Annotated in this window: 17 protein-coding genes and 2 pseudogenes; 5 read left to right on the top strand and 14 right to left on the bottom strand. The window is 64.0% G+C overall.

Annotation, left to right across the window (positions count from 1 at the left end; genetic code table 11):
* Positions 1 to 218 precede the first annotated feature (218 nt).
* From A9K68_RS13745 to A9K68_RS13770, 6 genes and pseudogenes are all read right to left on the bottom strand, one after another.
* Positions 219 to 2,930: a CoA-binding protein gene (locus A9K68_RS13745; RefSeq protein WP_065006666.1), complete on the bottom strand. Its 2,712-nt coding sequence runs from the start codon at positions 2,928 to 2,930 to the stop codon at positions 219 to 221.
* Between the two features lie 12 nt (positions 2,931 to 2,942).
* Positions 2,943 to 4,169, bottom strand: coding sequence for an ATP citrate lyase citrate-binding domain-containing protein (locus A9K68_RS13750; protein WP_246811370.1), 1,227 nt, complete (start codon positions 4,167 to 4,169; stop codon positions 2,943 to 2,945).
* A gap of 248 nt (positions 4,170 to 4,417) precedes the next feature.
* The gene (locus tag A9K68_RS13755) at positions 4,418 to 5,194 is read right to left on the bottom strand and encodes an ABC transporter permease (protein WP_065006667.1); all 777 of its coding nucleotides are present in this window, start codon (positions 5,192 to 5,194) and stop codon (positions 4,418 to 4,420) included.
* Positions 5,178 to 6,008, bottom strand: a pseudogene (locus A9K68_RS13760) (ABC transporter ATP-binding protein). The gene A9K68_RS13755 and the pseudogene A9K68_RS13760 overlap by 17 nt, the downstream one beginning before the upstream one ends.
* A 13-nt stretch (positions 6,009 to 6,021) precedes the next feature.
* Positions 6,022 to 7,023 carry an ABC transporter substrate-binding protein gene (locus A9K68_RS13765; protein WP_065006763.1) on the bottom strand — a complete coding sequence of 334 codons (1,002 nt, stop codon included), beginning with the start codon at positions 7,021 to 7,023 and terminating at the stop codon, positions 6,022 to 6,024.
* Positions 7,024 to 7,070: 47 nt separating this feature from the next.
* The gene (locus tag A9K68_RS13770; protein WP_065006668.1) at positions 7,071 to 8,153 is read right to left on the bottom strand and encodes a 4-oxalomesaconate tautomerase; all 1,083 of its coding nucleotides are present in this window, start codon (positions 8,151 to 8,153) and stop codon (positions 7,071 to 7,073) included.
* Between the two features lie 104 nt (positions 8,154 to 8,257).
* On the opposite strand from A9K68_RS13770, the gene A9K68_RS13775 reads away from it, so the two are divergent.
* Positions 8,258 to 9,178, top strand: a complete 921-nt coding sequence (locus tag A9K68_RS13775; RefSeq protein WP_065006669.1) for a LysR family transcriptional regulator — start codon at positions 8,258 to 8,260, stop codon at positions 9,176 to 9,178.
* Between the two features lie 494 nt (positions 9,179 to 9,672).
* Here A9K68_RS13775 and A9K68_RS13780 read toward each other — a convergent pair.
* From A9K68_RS13780 to A9K68_RS13785, 3 genes and pseudogenes are all read right to left on the bottom strand, one after another.
* Positions 9,673 to 10,354, bottom strand: a pseudogene (locus A9K68_RS13780) (amino acid ABC transporter ATP-binding protein).
* Complete coding sequence (locus tag A9K68_RS31315) at positions 10,333 to 10,509, bottom strand: hypothetical protein (protein ID WP_156768199.1); 177 nt, start codon at positions 10,507 to 10,509, stop codon at positions 10,333 to 10,335. The pseudogene A9K68_RS13780 and the gene A9K68_RS31315 overlap by 22 nt, the downstream one beginning before the upstream one ends.
* Before the next feature lie 5 nt (positions 10,510 to 10,514).
* The gene (locus tag A9K68_RS13785) at positions 10,515 to 11,447 is read right to left on the bottom strand and encodes a LysR family transcriptional regulator (RefSeq protein ID WP_065006670.1); all 933 of its coding nucleotides are present in this window, start codon (positions 11,445 to 11,447) and stop codon (positions 10,515 to 10,517) included.
* A gap of 93 nt (positions 11,448 to 11,540) precedes the next feature.
* Between A9K68_RS13785 and A9K68_RS13790 the strand changes: the two genes are divergently transcribed.
* Positions 11,541 to 12,371: an NAD(P)H-dependent oxidoreductase gene (locus A9K68_RS13790; RefSeq protein WP_065006671.1), complete on the top strand. Its 831-nt coding sequence runs from the start codon at positions 11,541 to 11,543 to the stop codon at positions 12,369 to 12,371.
* Between the two features lie 56 nt (positions 12,372 to 12,427).
* On the opposite strand, the gene A9K68_RS13795 is transcribed toward A9K68_RS13790, so the two are convergent.
* From A9K68_RS13795 to A9K68_RS13805, 3 genes are all read right to left on the bottom strand, one after another.
* Positions 12,428 to 13,153, bottom strand: coding sequence for a 3-keto-5-aminohexanoate cleavage protein (locus A9K68_RS13795; protein WP_065006672.1), 726 nt, complete (start codon positions 13,151 to 13,153; stop codon positions 12,428 to 12,430).
* A 112-nt stretch (positions 13,154 to 13,265) separates the two neighbouring features.
* Entirely contained in the window at positions 13,266 to 14,621 is a 1,356-nt protein-coding gene (locus A9K68_RS13800) for a sigma-54 dependent transcriptional regulator (protein WP_065006673.1), read from the bottom strand.
* A 13-nt stretch (positions 14,622 to 14,634) separates the two neighbouring features.
* A complete protein-coding gene (locus A9K68_RS13805) occupies positions 14,635 to 16,509 on the bottom strand; it encodes an ATP-binding protein (RefSeq protein ID WP_156768204.1) in 1,875 nt (624 codons plus the stop codon).
* A 236-nt stretch (positions 16,510 to 16,745) separates the two neighbouring features.
* Between A9K68_RS13805 and A9K68_RS13810 the strand changes: the two genes are divergently transcribed.
* The 3 genes from A9K68_RS13810 (at position 16,746) to A9K68_RS13820 (ending at position 20,453) form a co-directional block, all read left to right on the top strand.
* Positions 16,746 to 18,077 carry a dicarboxylate/amino acid:cation symporter gene (locus tag A9K68_RS13810; protein ID WP_065006764.1) on the top strand — a complete coding sequence of 444 codons (1,332 nt, stop codon included), beginning with the start codon at positions 16,746 to 16,748 and terminating at the stop codon, positions 18,075 to 18,077.
* Positions 18,078 to 18,562: 485 nt separating this feature from the next.
* Entirely contained in the window at positions 18,563 to 19,627 is a 1,065-nt protein-coding gene (locus A9K68_RS13815) for a glycosyltransferase (RefSeq protein WP_065006675.1), read from the top strand.
* Between the two features lie 271 nt (positions 19,628 to 19,898).
* A complete protein-coding gene (locus A9K68_RS13820; protein WP_163603028.1) occupies positions 19,899 to 20,453 on the top strand; it encodes a suppressor of fused domain protein in 555 nt (184 codons plus the stop codon).
* A 46-nt stretch (positions 20,454 to 20,499) separates the two neighbouring features.
* Here the strand turns inward: A9K68_RS13820 and A9K68_RS13825 are convergent, their stop codons facing one another.
* Together A9K68_RS13825 and A9K68_RS13830 are read right to left on the bottom strand one after the other, a co-directional pair.
* The gene (locus A9K68_RS13825) at positions 20,500 to 21,306 is read right to left on the bottom strand and encodes an ABC transporter permease (protein WP_065006676.1); all 807 of its coding nucleotides are present in this window, start codon (positions 21,304 to 21,306) and stop codon (positions 20,500 to 20,502) included.
* Positions 21,306 to 22,139, bottom strand: a complete 834-nt coding sequence (locus A9K68_RS13830; RefSeq protein ID WP_065006677.1) for an ABC transporter permease — start codon at positions 22,137 to 22,139, stop codon at positions 21,306 to 21,308. The genes A9K68_RS13825 and A9K68_RS13830 overlap by 1 nt, the downstream gene beginning before the upstream one ends.

Here is a 22,139-nt window from a genome sequence, read left to right on the forward strand (position 1 = left end):
AACGCGATCTGATCCCTCTGCGGTCGTTCAATTGCGAGCGTCGCATGACGCGATCTGACCCAAGCCGGACATCCATTCGGGCGAAGCAAATGACCCCTAAGGGTGCGGGTTCCGGTCATTCTTAAAGTCAAAGCCAAGGCCGGTGTGGGATCAGTTCAGTATTCCGCAGCGGCATCGCGATGGTGCGGACCGCTGTTGGGTGGCGGGCGGGGTCGCCATCAGACCACGAAGCCGCAGGCGGGCGGGGGGGTGCGGGTGTCCATGTTGCGGCCGCGGTTCAGGTGGTCGTCGATCTCGGCGGCCGCGCCGATCATGCGACCGTATAGGAAGACGGTAAAGGCAGCGGTCTCCAGGTCGCGCTCGGTCAGGGTGGCGGACTTGAAGTCCTTCCACAGCAGCGCCAGCAGCAGCGCCGCAATTACCGCGTCAACGTTGACGCAGAAAACGTAAGGCGAGGCCCCCTGATTGTGGAGTGCTTGGACGAGCTCGCGGTAGAAGGCGTGGAAGACGTTGTACTTTCCTTGCCGCGCCATGAATTCCGCGATGAAGCGCTCGCGCGGATCGTGGTTGACGGGCTTGCCTTTGAAGACCGGGTGGTGGACGCCGGGGAGCGCGCGGACCTCAGTGCCGAGCTCCTTGGCTTGGGCCTTCTCGCGGCGGTACGTGCGCGCGAACGCCGTCGCCATCGGCTTCAGGTCGAGGCCGTGGGCTGGGTCGGAGGGGTCGGTCAGCCCGGTGTCCTTGAATTGCTCGAGCAGGAAGGCCATGCCCTCGAAGCCGTTGCCGCCGTGGCTGTAGCCGGTATGGGTAAGGAAGCCGACCATCGCCTTGTTAATTTGCACGCGCGCGGGCGTCTGTGGCCCGTCCGCCGAGACCGCGCCCTTGGCACCCTGAGCCGAGATCGACCCAGGGCCGTTCGAAATCAGGAGCCCGACGAGCATCTGCATTGGCAGCGCCTCCTCGGGGGTGGGCTTCTTTCCAGTCATGGCGAGGAAGCAGAGGTCGGCCATCGTCCATTGCCCAAAGCGCTCGTCGCGGGGGATGCCCCATAGCGAGCCCGACCGGTGGTGCTCGCCGGGGATCGTCGCGCCAACCATGACGCCATAGAGCCGGAGGTACCAGGGCAGTGTCTCGGCGGTAAGGCGCGAGATGCGCTTGCGCACCAGCGGCCCCCAGGCGATGGTCGTGGCGATGGCCGCGAGAATTGCGTCCCGCGACAACCGGCCGCCGAGGCCTCCAAGGAACTTCAGGAACGCCGACCTGCCGCCGCGGGCTGCGATCGCCGCGAGCATCGCCTCTGGACGCGGGTCGGCGGCCTCGGCCTCAGTGGCCAGGAACAGAGCGCGGGTGGCATCGTCACAGCCAATCCCGGAGGCGTCGAATTCCTCGTCGCGCCCGTCCCTGAGGCCCGAATGGGCGAAGAGCCCGATGAGTGCCCGGGTGCAGCCGAGCGCCCGCTCCACGCGCTTCGGCCCGACGATGGCGGCGGCGGTTGCCATCACCGCATTCGGAGCATTGCCGGCCTCCCGCGCCGCGTCGGCGGCGACGAGGATCGGGTCGCCGACGAGGTTGACCTCGGCTGCGACCGCGACGTCGAGCATCGCCCGGTCGTTCTCGGTGGCGATCTCGTGCACGAGCGGCAGGGCGAAAGTCGCCTCCAGCGGCTCAAGCGCGAGATCGAGCACTGAATGGCCGTGCACGCTCGTCACCTGGGTTTTCGGGTCCATGACCGACGCGCCGGACTTGTCCTTCATGTTCTGCCGCGCGACCACCGCCCCGACCTGGGCGCCGAGCGCGGCGATCTGGCCGGCATAGGGCTCGGGCGCGGTGACGGCCGGCATGGCGAGTTCGGGCGGCAGCCGCAGGCCCTGGTCGTTGGCCACCCAGGGCTTTAGCGCGAGGTCCCCTCGCGGCGCGAAGTCGGGCGCGGCGCCGTTGAGCGCCATCACCGCGGTGAGGGCGGCGGGGATGTCGGCGATGTTGGTAACGACGGCGCCTTTCGCGGATACGACCGGGTTCTCGGGCGTGAAGAGGCCAGGCACGCCGAAGGCCTCCATGAACCAGCGCTCCTTGTCCTCGGCGCTGTCGCCCGAGCCGGCCATAGCGCCGGCATGCCCGACGGCACGGGTCAGCTTCGACTTCCAGCGGCCGACGACGCAGGCGACGACGGGCTTCGTCCAGTCGATGCCCTGCTCGTAGTAGCCGCCGGGTTCGGCATAGAGCACCGCCGCCTTGGAACGGTCGTCGTTGCCGAAGGCGTGGGCGAAATCGGGCGCGGCGTAGTGGATGTAGACGTCCTTGCCGGAGGAGACGAGCGTCGTCGTGCCCCAGCCCGCAGTGCCGAGATACTGGGCGATCGTCGTGGTGAAGCCGCCGGAGTTCGAGAAGATCGCGACCGAACCTTTGAGCAGCGACTCCTCTGGCTTGTCGCCGCCGAGCGCGCCGCCGATGCGCACGCGGTTCCACGAATCGGCGACGCCGAGGCAGTTACCGCCGATGATGTCGATGCCGTTCGCCTGAGCCATCGCCCGAATCTCGCGGGCGTCGTGCACGGAGATCTTCTCGGTGATGATGACGATCTTGCGCAAGCCCGGGTTCACCCGCACGAGCTCGGCCACGCCGTCGCGCACGCCCGACGGCGGCAGGTAGACGACGCCGGTATCGAAGGCGTGGCCGGCGTCGAGCCCCTCGCGCACGTTGTTGTAGACCGGGATATCGCCCACGGGCGTCTTAAGCATCTGCCCGCCGCGGCCGGGCGAGGTGCCGAAGACAACGTTGCCGCCGGAAAAGGCGTGGCTGGTCGGCGTGACCGTGCGCGACTCGCCGCCGAGGATGTTGAGTACGCAGACCCGGTCGTCGCGGGTCGCGATATCGGCCAGTGACCGGACGCCGAGGAAATAGGGAAAGCCTTCAATGCCCTTGTGATACATGTCCGTCCTCCCTCAGGCCGCCGCGGCCTTGAGCCCCAGGGTAGCGGCGATCTCGTCGCGGCCGCCGGCGCGCATCCACGTGTCGACGCGCTTGGCGTAGTTCACGACCTCGGAGATCGCGCTGTCAAAGCCGAAGAAGCAGTAGGGCAGGCCGAGGGACTCCAGCGTCTCGGCGAGGTTGCCCATACCGCGCACCAGGTTCGGACCGCCGCGTCCTACGACGACGTAGAGCGGCGTCGGCCCGTGCGCGGCGAAATATTCACGCAGCGCGTCGCCCATGCCGCGGAAGGTCTCGAGGATGTCGGTGTTGTTCGACTTGCCGCCGATGATGAAGAGCACGTTGGTCTGCGCGAGGAAGTGCCGGTAGCAGATCGAGGCCACCGCCTTCATCTTCTCGTAGGGCGGGTTGCCGCCGAAGTCCGACGAGATGATCGCCGCCTCGCCCAGCACCTCGGTGACGAGGCTGTTGGCGCCGCCGCCGAAGGTCGGGGCAAGGATGGTGCCGCTCTCGTTGATCACGAAGACGTCTGACTGGCCCTGGTGGGTGCGGAGTTGGTTCACCTCCTGCTCGAAGGCTGAGATGTCTGCCGCGAACAGCTGGTCCGGCAGCCCGAGCCGACCCACGCGCGGATCGTCGCGGTCGAAGCCGCACTTGAAGTCGCAGGCCACCGGCGCCAATCGCCCGTCGCGCCCGGGACGCATGCGGATCGGGTTCAACTCCAACGTCGTCATGCCGTAGTGGTGCATCAGCTCCCAGAGCTTCGGCAGGTGCTGCACCAGCGGCGAGATGATCTCCCGCGGCGCGCCAATATCCGTCAGCGCGTTCGCCACCACGAAGGCCTTGAGCCCCGTGAGCGCCTCGAAGGGCATGGTGGCGATGTCGGACTTATCGAGATCCTCGATTTCCACGCCGCCGCGGTGGGTCAGCGTCATGGTCGGCGCGCGGAAATGCGTGTCGTCGGTGATGGCGAAATAGACCTCGTGCTCGGCGGGAATGCCAGCCTCGAAGGTCACGCCGTTCGCCTTGGCGCAGGCGTTGCCGTGGCGGTGCTCGGCGAAGTAGAGCCGCTCCTTTTCGGCGAGCGCGGTCTTGAGGTCCCGCGCCTTGCCGATTAGTCCCGCCTTGCCCTTCTTGCCGACGCCGCCGCGGAAGACCGGCTTGACGAAGATCAGGCCGTGGCGGGCGATCAGGTCCTGGATCGCGTCTTCGCCAGCGTCGGGCCCGAGCACCTCGGACACGGGAAGTCGACGTGGCCGAGCAGCCTCGACCCATAAAGCATGCCGTTGAGGTGCATAGCCGTTCTCCCCAATGACCGAGGCGTGGTTCGGTCGTTTGACCTGATGGGCACTCAATTTACGAATTTGCCGAGGTCGATGGAGCGACCAGGTTAGGCTCAGACGCTGGGCAACAAGCGCCCGGCTAGCCTCAGTTCCGTCGTCACCTTGGTCGCCGGCCGGCATTATTGCCGACCGGCCGTCGGCACCCGTTAGGTGGCCTGGCTCTCGGTCGAATGCGGGCTCCACTTGATCAGACGGGCGTCGGCGAAGTCGAGGATGCGGTCGATGATCAGCACGAACATCGCGAGGATCATAATGCCGGCGAAGACGCCGACCGCGTCGAAGTTGCCTTCCGCCTGGGCAATCAGATAGCCAAGGCCGGCGGAGGCGCCAAGGTATTCGCCGATGATCGCGCCGACCACCGCGAAGCCCACCGAGGTGCGCAGCGACGAGAGGATCCAGCTGGCCGCGGCCGGGAAGTAGACGTGGGTCAGCAGGCTTGAGCGCTTGGCGCCGAGGATCCGCGCGTTCGCCAGCACCACCGGGTTGACTTCCCGCACGCCCTGCATGGCGTTGAAGAAGGTGATGAAGAACACCAGCGTCACCGATAGCGCCACCTTCGACCACAGCCCGAGGCCGAGCCAGAGCACGAAGATCGGAGCGAGCACCACGCGGGGGATGGCGTTCAGCGCCTTTATGAACGGGTCGAGGATGCGATAGGCGCCACGGCTAAGCCCTAGCCAGACGCCGGCCGCCACGCCGAGGGCGGTACCAATCACGTATCCGAGCACCGTCTCGGTGAGCGTGATCGACACGTGCCTGTAAAAGCCCGGGTCGATGATCCAGGCCACGATCTGTTTCATGATGTCGAAGGGTGCGGGGAAGAAGAAGACATCGATCACCCCGGCTTCCACGCCGAGCTGCCACCCGCCGACAATGACGACCAGCAGTCCCAGCTGGATCATGCGTTCAGTCATGGCGTTCATAGCTTTTCTCCACTTCGCCGCGCAGGGACGACCAGATGTTGCGGTAAAGATCCATGAAGCGCGGATCGAGTTAAATTTCCGAGACGTCGCGCGGCCGGGCGAGATCGACGGGGAAGCTGTCGATCACGTGGCTGCAGGGCCCCGCAGCGAGGACGACCACGCGGTCGCCGAGCGCGATGGCTTCCTCGAGATCGTGCGTGATCATCACCACCGCGCGGCGCTCCTCCTGCCACAGCGCGAGCAGCTCGTTCTGCATCAGGTGGCGGGTGTGGATGTCGAGCGCCGAGAAGGGCTCGTCCATCAGGATTACCTTCGGGCCGGTAATCAGCGCCTGCGCCATCTGAACACGCTTGCGCTGGCCGCCCGAAAGCTGGTGCGGGTAACGTTGCTCGAAGCCCTTCAAGCCCACCTTGACGAGCCATTTCATGGACTGTTCGCGCCTTTCGTTCGCGCCTGTTCCCTTGAACATCGGCCCGAGCTCGACATTTTCGAGTGCCGTCTTCCACGGAAGAAGCGCGTCCTGCTGGAAGAGATAGCCGATGTTGTTCTGCACGCCGCCCACCGGCGCCCCGTCAATCGAGACAGTGCCGCTCGCCGGCTTCAGAAGTCCGGCGATGGCGTTGAGAATGGTACTCTTGCCGCACCCCGTCGGACCCACGATCGCCAGAAACTCGCCATCCGCAACGGTCAGGTTGACATTCTGGACGGCGACGAAGGTGCCAAAGGACATAGTGACCGAATCGATCGACACCATTGGCTTTGGTTTGTCTGGACTTTCCATCGGAGTTGCGGATTTCACTACGGCCAGTGCCATGACATCCTCCCTGTCAGTTGGCGACGGCGCGCGGCGCCTTGGCAACGAAGTCGTTCGTGTATGTCTTGGAAAGATCGATTTCAGCCGCCGCGACCTTTTCGTTGAAGCTTTTCAGAACCGCGAGTGGGGTCTTGACATCGTCCTCATTGATGAGGCCATCCGTCGAGAAGATCGCCTTGGCGTTTTCGACGGCCTTGATGTAGGTCCCGCGGTCGCCTGAGATGAACTCCTTTGGCAGCTTTTCGACGATTTCTTCGGCGGAATGGCTGTTCATCCATTCGAGTGCCTCAACTGTTGCGTTGGTGACCTTCTGGACCGTTTCCGGATTGGCGTCGATATAGTCCTGGGTGGCGTAGAGAACCGACGTTGGATAGATGCCGCCGTAGATTTCCTTGGCACCTTCGTCGCTGCGTGCGTCAATCAGGATCTTGCCCACGCCCTTGGCTTCGATGAAGGTGGCAGCCGGGTCGTAGTTGACGAGCAGGTCGACCTTGCCCTGTTCGAGGGCTGCAACAGCAGCAGAGCCGGAGCCGACGCCGATCAGCGACACGTCGTCCGCCGACAGGCCGTTCCGCTGCAGATAGTAGCGGACAAAGAAGTCGGACGAGGAACCAGGCGATGTGATGCCGATTTTCGCGCCTTTGATCGTCTCCGGCTTCGACGGATCGAAGGCGCTGTCCTTGCCGCCGGCCAGCACGAGGCCGGAATTGCGGGAGAGCTGGACGAATGCGACGACCGCCTTGTTCTGGGACTGCATCTGGATGGTGTGGTCGTAGAAGCCGACGGCGATGTCTGTCGAGCCGGCGACGAGCGCCTGAAGGGTCTTCGAGCCGCCCGACGCGAAGTTCTCGACGGTCACTTCCAGCCCTTGCTTTTCGTATAGGCCGAGCCCTGCCGCGACCGGGAAAGGCAGGTTGTTGAGATTGTAGGAACCGACGCTGATGCGCACTGGTTCCGCCAGGGCGGAGCCGGCAAAAGCAACGGTTGCCGCAAGGGCGAGCATGAGCTTACTCATGATTATTTCCTCCAGGTTATGTGGCGCCCTCCCGGCGGCCACTGTCATTATGCCGCGCAGACGACCTGCGTGACAGGTTTTGCGAAAACATATCCTTCGAACAGACGGCGAGCCGTGCGCAGGATGCCCGCCACGATCTTGCCATTCCTGTCCTGAAGCTTGACGTCGAGATGACCGCTTGGATGCTCGATCGACAGGACCACCGGTGGTTTGCGAGTGCCGATCAAGCGGGATGCCACCGTATTTTCGGAGATGCAGGCCGTCGCGATCCCGACAGCACCTGTCGTGGCAAGCGAGGGATGGCACTGGTGCGGCATGAAATAGCGCACATTGATGTCGCCGTCTGCTCTTGGCCGGGAAATCAGCACCGGCTTCGGTGTCACCTGGTTGCTGACATTGCCCATACCCATTCGCTCACCGGCGGCAATGCGCAGGCTCTCGAGCCGTTCGAGCAGCGCCTTGTTTCCGTTTAGTTCGGCGGCTGTCTCGAATCCGCCGACGCCGATGGCCTCCGCCTCAAGCAGTATCATTGGCATGGCGCAGTCGATGCAAGTGACACTGACGCCGCCGATGACCTCGTTCGGCTTGCCTGTGGGAAATAGCTGGCCCGTGCGGGAGCCTGCGGCATCCATGAAGGTAAGCGCAATCGGCGCCGCGCTACCTGGCACGCCGTCAATCGCCGCGTCGCCAAGATAGGAGACGCTACCGTTGGGCGTCGGGACTTCTGCCTCGATCAGCTTTCCGGTGTTGACGTTGTGTATCCGGACGAGCGTCGTAGGACCCTGCGCGGGCGCGAGCCCCGCCTCGATGGCGAAGGGACCGACGGCGGCAAGCATGTTGCCGCAGTTGGGGGACGTATCGACGATCTGCTGGTCGACGCGCACCTGTGCAAAGAGATAGTCGACATCCGCGCCCTTAATGCTTGCGGGACCCACGATGGCCACCTTGCTTGTGACCGGATTGCCACCGCCTATCCCGTCGATTTGCAGCGGATGCCCCGACCCCATGACCGAGAGCAGGATCTGATCGCGAAGGGCCGGATCGGACGGTAGATCGGAGGCGAGGAAGAAGGGCCCCTTGGAGGTTCCGCCGCGCATCAGAGCGCACGGAATGGGGATCAGATCGTTCATCGTGCGATATCCTCCCTTTCATGCGCTTGGCGGTTCAATCGTCTTGTTTGTTACGTGAATCCGATTAATATGAGAAATGCTAAAATCGGAGCGTTTGATGCGTTGTGAACATCAACTGTGAAATTCTGGACCTCCGCGCCTTTCTACTCGTTGTGGAGCTTGCGAGCTTCCACCGGGCAGCGGAGTCGCTCAATCTCTCGCAGCCGGCGCTGAGTCGTCGCATACAGAAACTCGAAAGCTCCATCGGCGCGCCCCTCTTGGAGCGGACGACGCGCCATGTGGCGCCCACCGCAGTCGGCAGGGAGCTGGTCCCGCTTGTGCGCCGGATGCTGGAGGAATTTGATGGTTCGCTCTTCGCCTTCCGCGAGCTTGGGGAGCGGCGAGGCGGTCTTGTCACCATCGCCTGCCTGCCGACGGCAGCCTTCTACTTCTTGCCCTCAGTGATCCGGCAGTTCGATGCGCAGTACCCCAACATCCGCTTCCGGATACTCGACCTTCCGGCGACCGACGGGCTTCAGGCGGTCGCCCGCGGCGAGGTCGAATTCGGGGTCAACATCATGGGTTCGTCTGATCCCGACCTGACCTTCGATCGTCTGATCGAGGACCCTTTCGTGCTCGCCGCACGAAAGGAACATCCGCTGGCATCAAGGGATGTCCTGACCTGGCAGGATCTCGTTCCCTACCAGCTCATCACCGTTCATCGGTCGAGCGCGAACCGGATCCTCTTGGATGCAGCGCTGACGAAGGCGAACCTTGCGCTGCGCTGGTCCTATGAAGTGACGCATCTCTCGACCTCACTCGGTCTAGTCGAAGCCGGTCTCGGGATATCGGTCCTGCCGCGCATGGCGACCCCGCAGGGCGATCATCCCTTCCTGGTTACAAGGCCCATCCGCGATCCCGAAATCTCGCGCACGATCGGGGTCGTGCGTCGACGCGGCGCATCACTCTCACCGCCCGCCGAGAGGTTCATGCAGATGCTGATTGGAACCTGGGGTGATGCTTCAACGCCTCGAACGGCAACCTGAAAAATAGCATTTGGCGGATGCAGCTTGCGGATCGACAAATCGCCTTGCGGAAACCGGCTGACGAGTGAGGCGACCCCCTGGCACTGGGTTATCGCTTGGAGAGTGCCTGAGGGATGTGCCCCTGGCCGGGCTCATGTACTACAAGGAAGTAGGCAGGAGTCTGACATCGGAGCACTATTTCTGGACCGCCCCGGTTCACCTGACCAATTCAAGGGCAAGGACCGCTCGGGGATTACCTGGCCCGCATGCTCCCCAACCAGACGATAGGGATGCGCCGCAACATCAAGGATTATGCACGGCGGTTCGGCTACAAGTCTGGATACAAAGCAGCAGACGCGCTCCAAACCCGCAACGGCAGCTATCGCTATGATTTTTGGCTTTCCGGCCCAGGATGTACACGTCGGCTACTGGCGCGCAGCGGCCTTTTGGACGACCGGCTTCGAATGTCCGTTTCCCTCGGTCTTTGGCGGCGGCCAGCTGATTGAGTCTAGGCCCTAATGCCGCAGGATCTTGCTGAGAAAGGCGCGGCTGCGGTCGGTCTTCGGGTTGGAGAAAAACTCGTCGGGCGTGCCGCTTTCGACGATGGCGCCGGCGTCCATGAACACCACGCGCTGGGCGACCTTGCGGGCAAAGCCCATTTCGTGCGTCACCACCATCATGGTCATGCCTTCCTCGGCCACCGCGACTATGACGTCGAGCACCTCCGAGATCACATCTGGATCGAGCGCCGAAGTCGGCTCGTCGAACAGCATGATCTTGGGGCGCATGCCGAGGCAGCGGGCGATCGCCACGCGCTGCTGCTGGCCGCCAGAGAGTTGCGCCCCGGATAGGCGTCGACCTTGTCGGCAAGGCCGACCTTGGCGAGCAGTTCGCGCCCGGCCTTCTCGGCCTCAGTGCGCGGAATCTTACGGACATGCATCGGCGCCAAGCGTGACGTTCTCGAGCGCGGTCTTGTGCGGATAGAGGTTGAACGACTGGAAGACGAAGCCGATCTCGGTGCGCAGCCGCGTCATGTTGTTGGCGGGGTCGCCAAGGCGCTGGCCGTCGACCACCAGGTCACCGGATCGTCTCCAGACCATTGATGCAGCGGATCAGCGTGCTCTTGCCCGAGCCGCTCGGGCCGCATACGACGACCACTTCGCGCGGCTCGACGCTCAGCGTGATATCCTTGAGCACATTGAGCGCGCCGAACCATTTGTTGAGGGCCTGGTGAAGGCGACCTTCATCGCCCGTGCCAGCGTGGGCGTCATGTCGGCGACCAGAAGATCGACCGGATCCCGGAAAGCGGAGATGTCGTGGTCTTTGCCGGTGCCGCGACCGACCGAGGACATGTCGGCTATCGTTCCGATCGCGGCTTCTCGATCCCCGGAATGCCGCCAATCCGCTCGGCGAGAAAATCGACCAGCAGCCGGACCCTGGCAATGCCGGCGCGCTCCGGGACGATCAGCATGCTCAGCGGAATGGAAGGCGGGGCGTAGTCCGGCAGGATCACTTCCAGCCGGCCGGCGGCGAGGAGATCGTCGACAAGCCAGTGATGGGCAGGTGCGATACCGCGCCCGGCGACGAGCGCTTCGCGTGCGGCAAGCCCATGGTCGACCCGAAATCGGCCGCCAAAGGGCACCGCATGGCGTTCGACGCCCGGCCCCTGCAGGGCGAGCGTGTCGCTTCCCGCGATGTTCGACATCCGGATGCCTTCATGGTCAGGCAGGTCCTGCGGGACAGCCGGTCTGCCCCGCGCCGCCAGATAGGCCGGCGACGCCACCAGCAGACGCCGGGACTGGCCGAGCGCCCGCAGTTTCATCGAGCTGTCGGTGAGCGGACCGAGGCGAAGCGCGATGTCGACGCCCTCCCGCACAAGGTCGATGCGCTCGTCGGTGAGGCTGAGATCGACCCCGATGTCGGGATAGCGGTCCTGAAAGGCGAAGATCAGCCGGCTGATGTGCAAGACCCCGAGCGCCGCCGTGCAGGATATCCGGATCGTGCCGGCCGACGCGCCGCGGGTGCCCCGTGCCTCATCGCCGGCCTGCTCGACGAGGCGCAGGATCTGGACGGCGTCGGCATAGTAACGGCTGCCTTCATCGGTCCTGGTGACACGCCGGGTGGTCCTGCTGAGCAAGGGCACGCCGACGGCGTCTTCGAGCTCGCGCAGATGCCGTGTGACCGTCGACTGCCCAACTCCGAGTTCGCGCGCCACCGCCGAGAGGCTGCCGCGCTCGGCGACGCGAACGAAGGTGCGCATGCGCTCGAGTGTGACGTCAGACCTATCCATTATTCGGCATAATCTTATGCATTACTCAGATATAGCGGATCATCCCGGGGCTGGCTACCTTAGCGTCGATCGTCCTTCCTTCGGAGTTGACCCATGAAAGTCCTGCTTGTTTTTGCTCATCCTGAACCGCGTTCGCTCAACGGTGCACTACGTGACGTCGCCATCAGGGAACTCGAGGCCCAGGGCCACGAGGTGCTGATATCGGACCTCTATGCCGATGGCTGGAAATCCGAGGTGGACCGTGCCGACTTTCCGTCGTGGCCGCCCGAAGAACGCCTCCTGCCGGCTGCGGCATCCAAAAAAGCTTTTGCGACCAACACTCTGACCGGTGACGTTAAAGCGGAAATCGACAAGCTGCTGTGGGCCGACACGCTGATCCTCCAGTTCCCGCTGTGGTGGTACGCCATGCCGGCGATCCTCAAGGGCTGGGTCGACCGGGTGTACGCCTACGGCTTCGCCTATGGTGTCGGCGAGCATAGCGACAAGCGGTGGGGTGATCGCTTTGGTGAGGGAACGCTCGCCGGCAAGCGCGCTATGCTGATCGTGACCACCGGCGGCTGGGAAGAGCATTACTCCGCCCGCGGCGTCAACGGCCCGATCGACGACTTGCTGTTCCCGATCAATCACGGGATCCTTTACTATCCAGGCTACGACGTGCTTCCGCCGTTCGTGGTCTACAGAGTGGATCGTTTTGGGGAGGCCGATTTCGAGCCTGTCGCGGATCGGCTGCGCGAAAGAATGCGGACGCTCGAGACAATCCGGCCCATTCCCTATCGGCAGCAGAATGGCGGGGACTACCACATCCCGAGCATGCAGCTCCGCCCCGAACTGGGCGATCCGGGCGCCGCGGGTTTCGCGCTTCACGAGGATCGCACCGGCGCCAAGTCGGCGACGCCGCGTTCGACTTTGCGGGACGTGGCCTGACGCAGGATCCCGAAAAGATCCTGGTCAGGCAAGGCGCCCGAAACCTGTGGGATGAATCAGCGACCGGCCCGGAAGATCGCGACGGCAGCAGCCGTCAGTGCGGCATTGCCTGATGCCGTAGCGCCGTCCGGAAGCTCTTTGCCGTCTTCCAGCCCGACACGCGTCGACCAGTTGCGCTCTGCCGCCCGGTGCACGAATGGCCAGACTGTCGCGTTTTCGCCATGCAGCAGGATCGCCCGTCGCATCCCGGCGCGGTCAAGCACGGCCGCGATGCCGTCGCTGACTTCCCATGCCGCGTCCAGCGCCTCCTCGGAGATCTCGATCAGGATGCGCAGCACCTGGCTGCCACGGTCGAGCCGGACCAGGCGCTCGGCATCAGCGACGGAGGCGAGCCCGGCCTCGATGCCGATGCCGCGCTGCCGCAGGCTTTGCATGACCTCGGGCGCGGCCTTCTCGCTCAGATTGACCGAGGCATAGTCGGGCAGCTCGCTCCAACTGGCGATCGCGGCAAGCGTCCGCTCGTCGTCGTTCTCGATCCAGGCACCGGTGGAGACACCGATCAGCGTTCCCGGGCAGGCGCGGCGGAGGGCAAGGATGGTGCGGTCGATCGCCTCAGGAGCGAGGCTTTCCCGGCCGTCGAGCCCGCGCGCATGGACATGCAGCTCGGCGGCACCGGCAGCGACGCAGGCCGCGCCGTCACGCGCCATGGCTCCGGGGTCAAGCGGCAGTTGCGGATGAAAATCGGCGCTGCGCGCGCCATTGATGCAGGTCTGGACAATCATGGGTCAGCCCGGTTGAGTTCCTGCAAGTCTAGCGCATGATCGCGAAGATCGGAATCGGCGTTCGGAGCAAGGCCACGGAAGGGTCGCCGACGCTTACCGGCCTGTCGGCCCTTTACCTGGAAAACTCGCTGCGCACGATGCCATGGCGCTGAAGCTTATCGTAGAACGTCTTACGCGGAATCCCCAGCGCTTCGATCGTGCGCCTGACGTCGCCCTCGTTGCGGCCAAGCGTCTCGCGGATGATGTCGGCCTCGTAGCGCTCCAGCCGCTCCGGCAGCTTCATGTCGGCATCCGGCCGGGCTGGCCCAGGGGGAAGCGCTCCAGCGTCTTCTTCCAATCCAAGCACAAACCGCTCGGCGAAATGCGCGAGCTCGCGCACATTGCCCGGCCAGTCATGCTCCCTGAGATGGCGGTGCACCGAGGCCGACACCGCCGGCACCGGACGCCGAAAGCGGGCGGCGGCGCGCTCGGCGAAATAGAAGAACAGCAGGGCGACGTCGTCGCGGCGCTCGCGCAGCGGTGGAATGGAGATCGTCACCACGTTGAGCCGGTAGTAGAGATCCTCGCGGAACGTGCCGCGCTGGCGCGGATCGCCGAGATCGACCTTGGCGGCCGCAACCACGCGCAGGTCGACGGGCCGCAACTCGTTGGTGCCGAGCGGCGTGACCTCGCGCATCTCAAGCACGCGCAGCATCTGCACCTGTGTCGAGACCGGCATGCTTTCGATCTCGTCGAGGAACAGCGTGCCGCCGCTGGCGTGCTCGATGCGGCCGATCCGCTTCTTCTGCGCGCCGGTGAAGGCGCCGGCCTCATGGCCGAACAACTCGCTCTCGATGACCGTCTCCGGCAGAGTGCCGCAATTCAGCGCAACGAAATTGCCCCTGGCGCGGCGGCTCCAGCGATGCAAGAGGCTTGCCACCACCTCCTTGCCGGAGCCGGTCTCGCCGGTCACCAGCACGTCGACGTCGGTGTCGGCGATCTGGCGCAGCGTGCGGCGCAGCCTTTCCATCGCCGGCGTCTGGCCGATCAGCGGCAGGCCGTCCTGCGCTTCTCCGGCCGCTTCGCGCAAGGCGCGGTTCTCCAGCACCAGGCGGCGCTTTTCCGCCGCGCGGCGCACGCTCTGCACCAGCCGGTCGGCGGCGAAGGGTTTGGTGATGAAGTCGTAGGCGCCGTCCTTGATCGCCTTGACGGCAACCGCGATGTCGCCATGCCCGGTGACGAGGATGACCGGAATGTCCGCGTCCAGCCGCAGGATGCGGTCGAAAAGCTGCAAGCCGTCAATCTGAGGCATGCGGATATCCGAAACAACCACGCCGGCAAAACCGGTGTCGAGCCTGGCCAGCGCCTCGGCCGCCACCGAAAAAGGCGAGACCGAAAACCCGGCAAGCTCCAGCGTCTGCGCGGTAGCCCTAAGAAGATCGCTGTCGTCATCGACCAGGATGACCGGCGCTGCGTCCTCGTTCGTCATGCTGCCTTGGCCACTATGCTGCTTTCAAGAGATGGATGATGAAGCGGGTGCCGCTGCCGTCGCTCGAAACCTCGATACGTCCGCCGTAGTCGGCGACGATATCCTTCGAGATGACAAGGCCAAGACCGAGGCCTTTTTCCTTGGATGTGTTGAACGGCGTGAACAGCGATTTGAGAATCCCTGGCGGAATGCCAGGTCCGTTATCGGACACGCCGACCGTCACGCCGTCCGCGGTCTCCTCGACCGAAACCCGCACATGAGCGTCGTTGCGGCCGTCCAGCGCTTCGAGCGCGTTCTGGAAGAGGTTGATCAGCACCTGTTCGAGCCGGACCCGATTGCCCATGACCTTGAGGCTCGGTGATGGCAGGTCGATCGCCAGTGCGTCGAGCCGGCCGGCAAAGCGGCTTCTCAACAGCACGACGGCGCCCTCGAAGACACCGCGCAATTCGACAGGCTCGGCGGCGGTGCGGCCCTTGCGGGCAAAGGCCTTCAATTCTTCGGTGATGGTGCCGATGCGCTCGGTCAGGGCTGCGATGGCGCCGAGGTTTTCCTCGGCGGGTGCGGTTTGCTTCCTGTCGAGGAAGACGCGGGCGTTGTCGGCATAGGCGCGTATGGTGGCAACCGGCTGGTTGATCTCATGGGCGACGCCGGCGGCGACCTGGCCGAGGATGGCGAGGCGGTTGGCCTGGACCAGATCCTGCTGCACCACCTGCAGCTTGGCTTCCGTGCTGCGATGGTCTGATATCTCCGCCTGCAGCCGGTCGCGGGCGCGGCTCAGATCCTCGGTCCGTTCGACGACGCGGCGTTCGAGTTCGGTGCGCGCCGCCAGTTCGGCGGCGATCCGCATTTGTCCCGACTGCCGGCGCCACAACAGATACGCAGCAAGGCCGAGTAACGGGACCAAGACGCCGAGCGCAAGGAGCCGCATTTCACGGGCCGCGGCGGCGATCGGCGCCTCGGCCGGAACGAGATAGTCGAGCCGCCAGGGGGTCGAAGGAACCGGGGCTGAAAGCCGGAGATATTCCGCGTCGCTGCCGCCGGGCGTCACCGCGTGGACGATGGATGTGTCCGGGCTGAGCGCCTGCGAGCGCGTGATCGGCAATGGCATCAGCGGTGCATCGCCGAACTGCTGGCTGTTCTGGATGGCGGCAAGATCAGACGCGGCAAGCGGCGCCGTTGTCATGAAGCGCCAGGACCGCACGCTGGTGATCAGGACGATGCCACGCTCGTCGCTGACATAGGCCGGGCGGTTCACCTCGCTCCAGTCGGCCTCGAGCTGATCGAACTCCGCCTTGACGACGACGACGCCGAGCGGTGCGGCAGCATCGCCGACGCGGCGCGAGATGTAGAGGCCTGGGCGTTTGCTGACATTGCCGAGCGCGAAATATTCGGCGGTTCCGGATTGCATCGCCGCGGAGAAATAGTCGCGGAACCGGTAGTCATTGCCGACAAAACTGATCGGGTCGCGCCAGTTGCTGGAGGCGATCGCCAGCCCGTCGGTGCCGATGACATAGAGCACCGAGGCCTTGGTGCCGGAGACCAGCCCTTCAAGCTTGCGATTCAGCACATCGATTGCAGCAGCACTTTTCTGTGCCAGCGCGTCGCGCACCTGCTGGTCCTCCGACAAAAGCAGGGGCAGGGCGCGCGGGCTCTCCAGCACGGCGCGCAGCAGCGCGACCTTCAGATTGGCGTCGGTGCGGCCTTGCGCCGCCAGTGCCCCAACCTCCGTGGTGCGGCCATAAAGGCCTGCGCCGTAAAGTGCGGCCGTGGCGATCGCAAGGGCGATGGCCGCAAACAGCAGCCAGGCACGGCGCGCTCGCCTGCCGAGTTGCTCGGGCGTGGACGGTTGGGGCGTTGAAAACGGGGCAGCGGCGGGGCTTTGCAGCATCAGCCATTTGTGCATGTTTTCGCACAAAGCACAATTCGGCTATGCGAATATCCGCACTTTCTATGCACGACGAAACCTCGATTTCGAGAATATTCAATAAAATCATAGGGAAATTCTCTTCCCCGCAGTCTGGCACGGCAGTTGCAAACACGAATTCAGCGGTCGCGAGGCTGCTGGGGGTCAATGCAATTGCTCCGGGAGGTCGAGCTTTCGATCGGAGCACAATGGAGGACGTCATGCAGACAGTATTCGCTGCCGCCGAGCCGCGCGGCAAACTTCCCTTCTACCGGCATCTCTATGTGCAGGTGCTGGCGGCGATCGCCACCGGTGTGCTTCTCGGCCACTTCTATCCCGAAACCGGTGAGGCGATGAAGCCGTTCGGCGACGCCTTCATCAAGCTGGTGAAGATGGTGATCGCGCCGGTGATCTTCCTGACGGTGGCAACCGGGATCGCCGGCGTTGCCGACCTGCAGAAGATCGGCCGCGTCGCCGGCAAGGCGATGATCTATTTCCTGGTGTTCTCGACGCTGGCGCTTGTCGTCGGTCTCGTCGTGTCGAACGTCGTCCAGCCGGGTGCCGGGATGCATATCGATCCGGCCACGCTCGACGCCACCAAGGTGGCGACCTATGCCGAAAAGGCGCACGACACCAGCATTGTCGGCTTCCTGATGAATGTAATCCCCGACACGATCACCGGCGCCTTCGCGAAGGGCGACATCCTGCAAGTGCTGTTCTTCTCGGTGCTGTTCGGTGTCGCTTTGGCCATGGTCGGCGACCGCGGCCGTCCGGTCGTCGATTTCCTGCAGGCACTGACCACGCCGATCTTCCGCCTCGTCGCCATCCTGATGAAGGCCGCGCCGATCGGCGCCTTCGGCGCCATGGCCTTCACCATTGGCAAATACGGCATCGGCTCGATCGCCAACCTCGCCATGCTGATCGGCACATTCTATCTGACCGCGCTGCTGTTCGTGCTGGTGGTGCTTGGCGCCGTTGCCCGCTACAACGGCTTCTCGATCCTGGCGCTGATCCGCTACATCAAGGAAGAGCTGCTGCTGGTGCTCGGCACCTCGTCCTCGGAAGCGGCACTGCCGGGACTGATGTCCAAGATGGAGCGCGCCGGCTGCAACCGCTCGGTGGTTGGGTTGGTCATCCCGACCGGCTATTCCTTCAACCTCGATGGCACCAACATCTACATGACGCTGGCCGCTTTGTTCATAGCGCAGGCGACCGACACGCCGCTCACCTTCGGCGACCAGATCCTGCTGCTCGCCGTTGCCATGCTGAGCTCCAAGGGTGCCGCCGGCATCACCGGCGCCGGCTTCATCACGCTCGCCGCGACGCTCTCGGTCGTACCCACGGTGCCGGTCGCCGGCATGGCTTTGATCCTCGGCGTCGACCGCTTCATGTCGGAATGCCGGGCGCTGACCAACTTCGTCGGCAATGCGGTGGCGACCGTGGTCGTGGCGCGCTGGGAAGGGGAACTCGACCAGACCAAGTTTGCCGCAGCAATGGCCGGCGACTTGCCGGAGGAAGCTGACCTGTCGCTGCCAGGGCTGCAGGCCGCCTGATTGTCAGGCTGCATGGTCATAGTCCGAAGCCGGCTGCCGCCGGCTTCGGACTAGCCGCGGCCAATCTCCTACATCTGCGATTATCCACAGGCCACGCCGCTGCGCGCTAGCCTCGAATGTAACAGGCTTGTGAGTCTTGTTGTTGGCGCGGGGCTTGCTCCAGCCATATTTGATGGCCAGTATCCGCCATGCCTTCAAGGCACCCGTCCACTTCGATCCCGACCTGATCGCGACCGAAGGCGAGACATTTCCGTCGGGCTCGGTTGCGAGCGGCCGAAACCGTCGGAGCTTTTGCTGCCGCCGACCACAACCTTGACCAAGGCGGCAGCCCTCGAAGGCATGGCGGCCTCGCTACGAAGTCGCAAGAGACGTGACCCGTCTCCTGACGGAAGGCGCATGCTTCCTCTCAGGAACTCGTCGCGCTTGAAGAGGGGGCGGCCGTGAGCGGGCTTTGCCGAACCAAAGCAAGATGCGAGGTGAACGCGATGCAGTCTGAACCGAGGATTCCGGTATCAATCATTATCCCGAACTACAATTACGCGCGTTTCCTCAAACGCAGCATTGATAGCGCGCTGGAGCAGGACTACGCGGATGTCGAAGTCGTCGTCGTCGACGATGCATCCCAGGACAATTCCACGACAATCATAGAATCCTATCGCGACGAGATCGTCGCATGCCCGCGAGTGCAAAATGGCGGGCATGCCGCCGCGTTCAACACCGGCTTTGCGGCAAGCTCGGGCAAGATCGTCCTGTTCCTCGACGCCGACGACTACCTCTATCCGACCGCTGTTTCCACGATCGTCGACACCTGGGATGCGGCAACGGCCCAGGTGCAGTCCAGGCTGCATATCGTCGACGAGCGGCAACGCATCAAGGACGTCTTTCCGCCGCCCGAACTGCCGTTCGACAGCGGCGACGTCATGCCGAAACTTCTGCACAAGGGCCGCTACCAGACAACCGTAACCAGCGGGCTGGCCTTTGACCGCACAACCCTGGAATCGATCATGCCGATTCCAGAGCCGGAGTTCCGCCAAGGCGCCGACGGCTATCTTGCAACGCTGGCGCCTATGTACGGGCACGTCCAGTCCATTGAGGAATGCGTCGGCGCCTACCGGATCCACGGCGCCAACCATTCGGTCTTCGGTGAAAAGCTCGCCGAGCGGGCGCGCTGGAGGGTAACCCACGATTTCCGCCGCATGCAGGCGCTGTCGGATCAAGCCTCCGGGATCGGCTTAACAATCGTGCCGTCGGAGGCGGTCCGCCACGATCCGGTCCATCTGGAAGAGCGGCTGGCGTCGCTGTGCGCAGACAGACGCCGGCATCCCGTGGCCAATGATTTCCGGCCGGCGCTCGGGGCGGCGGGCGCCGTCGCCAGTCTCGAAATGACCGCGTCCCTGCGGCGGCGCGCCGTCCTTGCCGCCTGGTTCCTGTCAGTCGGGGTGTTGCCACGGAAAATGGCGACGGCGGTGCTGTCGTGGAAGCTCGACGCATCGTCTAGACCGGTGTTCCTTAGCCGTCTGTCCAAGACAATCCGCCACGCGATGGGATAGAGTGACGCGTTGACATGGCTCGGCCAGTTGTCCGACCGAGTGCCCAGGCGCCATCGTCGACTGCAGTCGAATCTTGCCGGGCTCGCCAAACATGTTCCAGGACTATTTTCGTTCCATAAGTTCTGACAAGCTTCGCCAACCTGGACTCACCAGGCAAGTTCGGGGGCGTCCATGGACCTGGAGGAAGTCTGGCGGATCCGGGAAGAGAAAATCTATCCAACCCTCTTCGGCGGAGAGCAACGCGGCATCTTTACGCTTTCGTCTGAGTTGTTTGCGCAAAAGGTTCGGTGTCAAAGAGATCGATCCCACCTGGCCGTTTTACGGCGTATTTGAGTTCGCACCGACGCCACAAAGGCCGTTCTGGCTCTACGTCACTTCGGGTCACTCAAATCCGTGGCACGAGGAAAGCGACGGCCACGATCCTGCCTCTCAATCAGGGGCTGGCATCGAGTTCATTTTTGCATCCGCGGAGCGCGGCGATTGGGCAACCCAATGCCTGCAAAACCTGCTGGCTTTCGACCTGCTACTCGACGTGGGCCATTTCCCGGGCGGTCAGCCATTGACCGAGGGCGATCGCATTCCAATCCGCTCGCCGATCAACGGAAAGGAAAACTGCCTCATCAGAAATGTGATCCTTTCGCGCCCCGCATCTTTGCCGACGGGCTTCCAATTGCCTTCAGGGCAGGTCGATCTCCTGACCTTTACAGGGATCACCGATAGTGAACTGGCCTTCGCAAAGGAGAATGGCACCGAGGCTCTCATCGACCGGCTGCAACCCCTTGGGTTCTTTCCGGTGACCGATCCTCACCGGAGGTCCATCACTTAGCGGCAAGGTGGTGCGGCCATTCGCGTCTGCAGCCAGACCTTGTATCCTAATTCGGCCGGCGCAGCCTGACCACAACACTGCGCGCCGCCAGCACCAGCACCGTGATGATGATCAGGATCACCGAAAGGGCGGCGATCGCCGGGTCGATGTTGTCGCGCAGGCCCATCCACATCAGCCTGGGCAGCGTGATGGCATTGACCGAGGTGATGAACAGGGTGACGCCGATCTCTTCCCAGGACAGTACGAAGGACAGGAGGGCTGCGGTGACGATGCCGAATTTGATGTTGGGCATGATGATGCGGGTGGCGCGCTCCCACACGGTGGCGCCGAGGCCGCGAGCGGCAAGGTCGATGCGCCGGTCGAGCTGGCTGAGCGACACCAGGATCAGCACTGTGGCGAAGGGCACCGTCATCACCGCATGCGCCATGGCGACACCGAGCCAGGTGTCATAGCCGAAGAACGAGCTGACGCCGGAGATCGAGGTCAGCAGGAAGTAGAGCGTGATCGCCGAGACCACAGGCGGCACCACCATCGGCAGCAGCACGAACCCGACGAGTGCAGCGGTAAAGCGCGGCTGGAACATCCACACACCGAGGCTGAAGCACAGCGCCAGCACGGTGGAAAAGGCGCTGCTGACGACGCCGATTCTGATCGAGAGCAGGATCGAGTTGATCCAGCGCGGATCCTCGATCAGCGCCCGGTAATGGCGCAGCGACAATTCGCCTGACGGCATTGCAAGCATGCGGGTCGGCGTCAGCGACACCGGGATGACGGCAAGCAGCGGCAACAGCAGAAATAGCGCAACCAGGGCGGCGAGGACCAGCGAGACGGGGCCGGGGCGGTAGGTCGGCATCAGATCAGCTGCTTCGGTCTGACATAGCGGAACACCAGCGCCATCAGCGCGCCGACGAACAGCACCAGTACGACGCTGATCGCCGCCCCCAGGCCCCAGTCCGGGCTCTGGAAGATGCGGAGATAGATCAGCTCGGCGACCATCACGCTGCGGCCGCCGCCGAGGATCGCCGGCGTCACGAAGAAGCCCAGCGAAAACACGAAGACGATGAGCGCCGAGCCGATGATGCCGGAGCGGGTCATGGGCACGAACACCGACCAGAAGGTGCGCATACGGCTGGAGCCGAGCCCGCGCGCCGCCAGCAGGACGCGGTCGTCAAGGCTGCGCATCGACGACGCCAGTGGAAACACGGCGAAGGGGATAAGGAAATGCGTCATGCCGACGATGACGCCGAATTCGTTGCGTACCAGCGTCAGCGGTTCTGAGATGAAGCCGATCGCCTGCAGCCAGGTATTGAACAGGCCGCGATTGGAAAGCAGCGCCACCCAGCCGAAAGCGCGCGTCAGCACCGAGATCCAGAACGGCACCAGGATGCAGAATTCGGCGATTACGCGCTGCGCCGGCGTGCCGCGCACCCAGACCACGGTGATGGCATAGGCAGCGGCAACCGAAACAATCGTGACGATCGCGGCGATGCGCAGCGTGCGGACGAACACCGACTGAACCAGCGGGTCGCTGAGCAGCGTGCCATACTGCCCGAGCCCCGGCTCTGGCAGCGTGAAGCTCCAATTGACGACGCCGAAAAATGGCCAGGCATAGGCGGCGCCAAGGAACAGGAGCAGCGGCGCCATCAACAGCGCCGCGCCCATCCTGTCGGAGAGATATGCTTTCAT

It is taken from the genome of Mesorhizobium sp. AA22, assembly GCF_001672375.2.
Lineage (GTDB): Bacteria > Pseudomonadota > Alphaproteobacteria > Rhizobiales > Rhizobiaceae > Mesorhizobium > Mesorhizobium wenxiniae.

What these genes read in the sequence shown, in the direction of transcription:
- A9K68_RS31315 (WP_156768199.1), bottom strand. Translation starts at nt 10,509, where the DNA reads ATGTCCTCGGTCGGTCGCGGCACCGGCAAAGACCACGACATCTCCGCT.
- A9K68_RS13815 (WP_065006675.1), top strand. Translation starts at nt 18,563, where the DNA reads ATGCAGTCTGAACCGAGGATTCCGGTATCAATCATTATCCCGAACTAC.
- A9K68_RS13745 (WP_065006666.1), bottom strand. Translation starts at nt 2,930, where the DNA reads ATGTATCACAAGGGCATTGAAGGCTTTCCCTATTTCCTCGGCGTCCGG.
- A9K68_RS13795 (WP_065006672.1), bottom strand. Translation starts at nt 13,153, where the DNA reads ATGATTGTCCAGACCTGCATCAATGGCGCGCGCAGCGCCGATTTTCAT.
- A9K68_RS13770 (WP_065006668.1), bottom strand. Translation starts at nt 8,153, where the DNA reads ATGAACGATCTGATCCCCATTCCGTGCGCTCTGATGCGCGGCGGAACC.
- A9K68_RS13785 (WP_065006670.1), bottom strand. Translation starts at nt 11,447, where the DNA reads ATGGATAGGTCTGACGTCACACTCGAGCGCATGCGCACCTTCGTTCGC.
- A9K68_RS13755 (WP_065006667.1), bottom strand. Translation starts at nt 5,194, where the DNA reads ATGAACGCCATGACTGAACGCATGATCCAGCTGGGACTGCTGGTCGTC.
- A9K68_RS13805 (WP_156768204.1), bottom strand. Translation starts at nt 16,509, where the DNA reads ATGCTGCAAAGCCCCGCCGCTGCCCCGTTTTCAACGCCCCAACCGTCC.
- A9K68_RS13790 (WP_065006671.1), top strand. Translation starts at nt 11,541, where the DNA reads ATGAAAGTCCTGCTTGTTTTTGCTCATCCTGAACCGCGTTCGCTCAAC.
- A9K68_RS13830 (WP_065006677.1), bottom strand. Translation starts at nt 22,139, where the DNA reads ATGAAAGCATATCTCTCCGACAGGATGGGCGCGGCGCTGTTGATGGCG.
- A9K68_RS13765 (WP_065006763.1), bottom strand. Translation starts at nt 7,023, where the DNA reads ATGAGTAAGCTCATGCTCGCCCTTGCGGCAACCGTTGCTTTTGCCGGC.
- A9K68_RS13810 (WP_065006764.1), top strand. Translation starts at nt 16,746, where the DNA reads ATGCAGACAGTATTCGCTGCCGCCGAGCCGCGCGGCAAACTTCCCTTC.
- A9K68_RS13825 (WP_065006676.1), bottom strand. Translation starts at nt 21,306, where the DNA reads ATGCCGACCTACCGCCCCGGCCCCGTCTCGCTGGTCCTCGCCGCCCTG.
- A9K68_RS13800 (WP_065006673.1), bottom strand. Translation starts at nt 14,621, where the DNA reads ATGACGAACGAGGACGCAGCGCCGGTCATCCTGGTCGATGACGACAGC.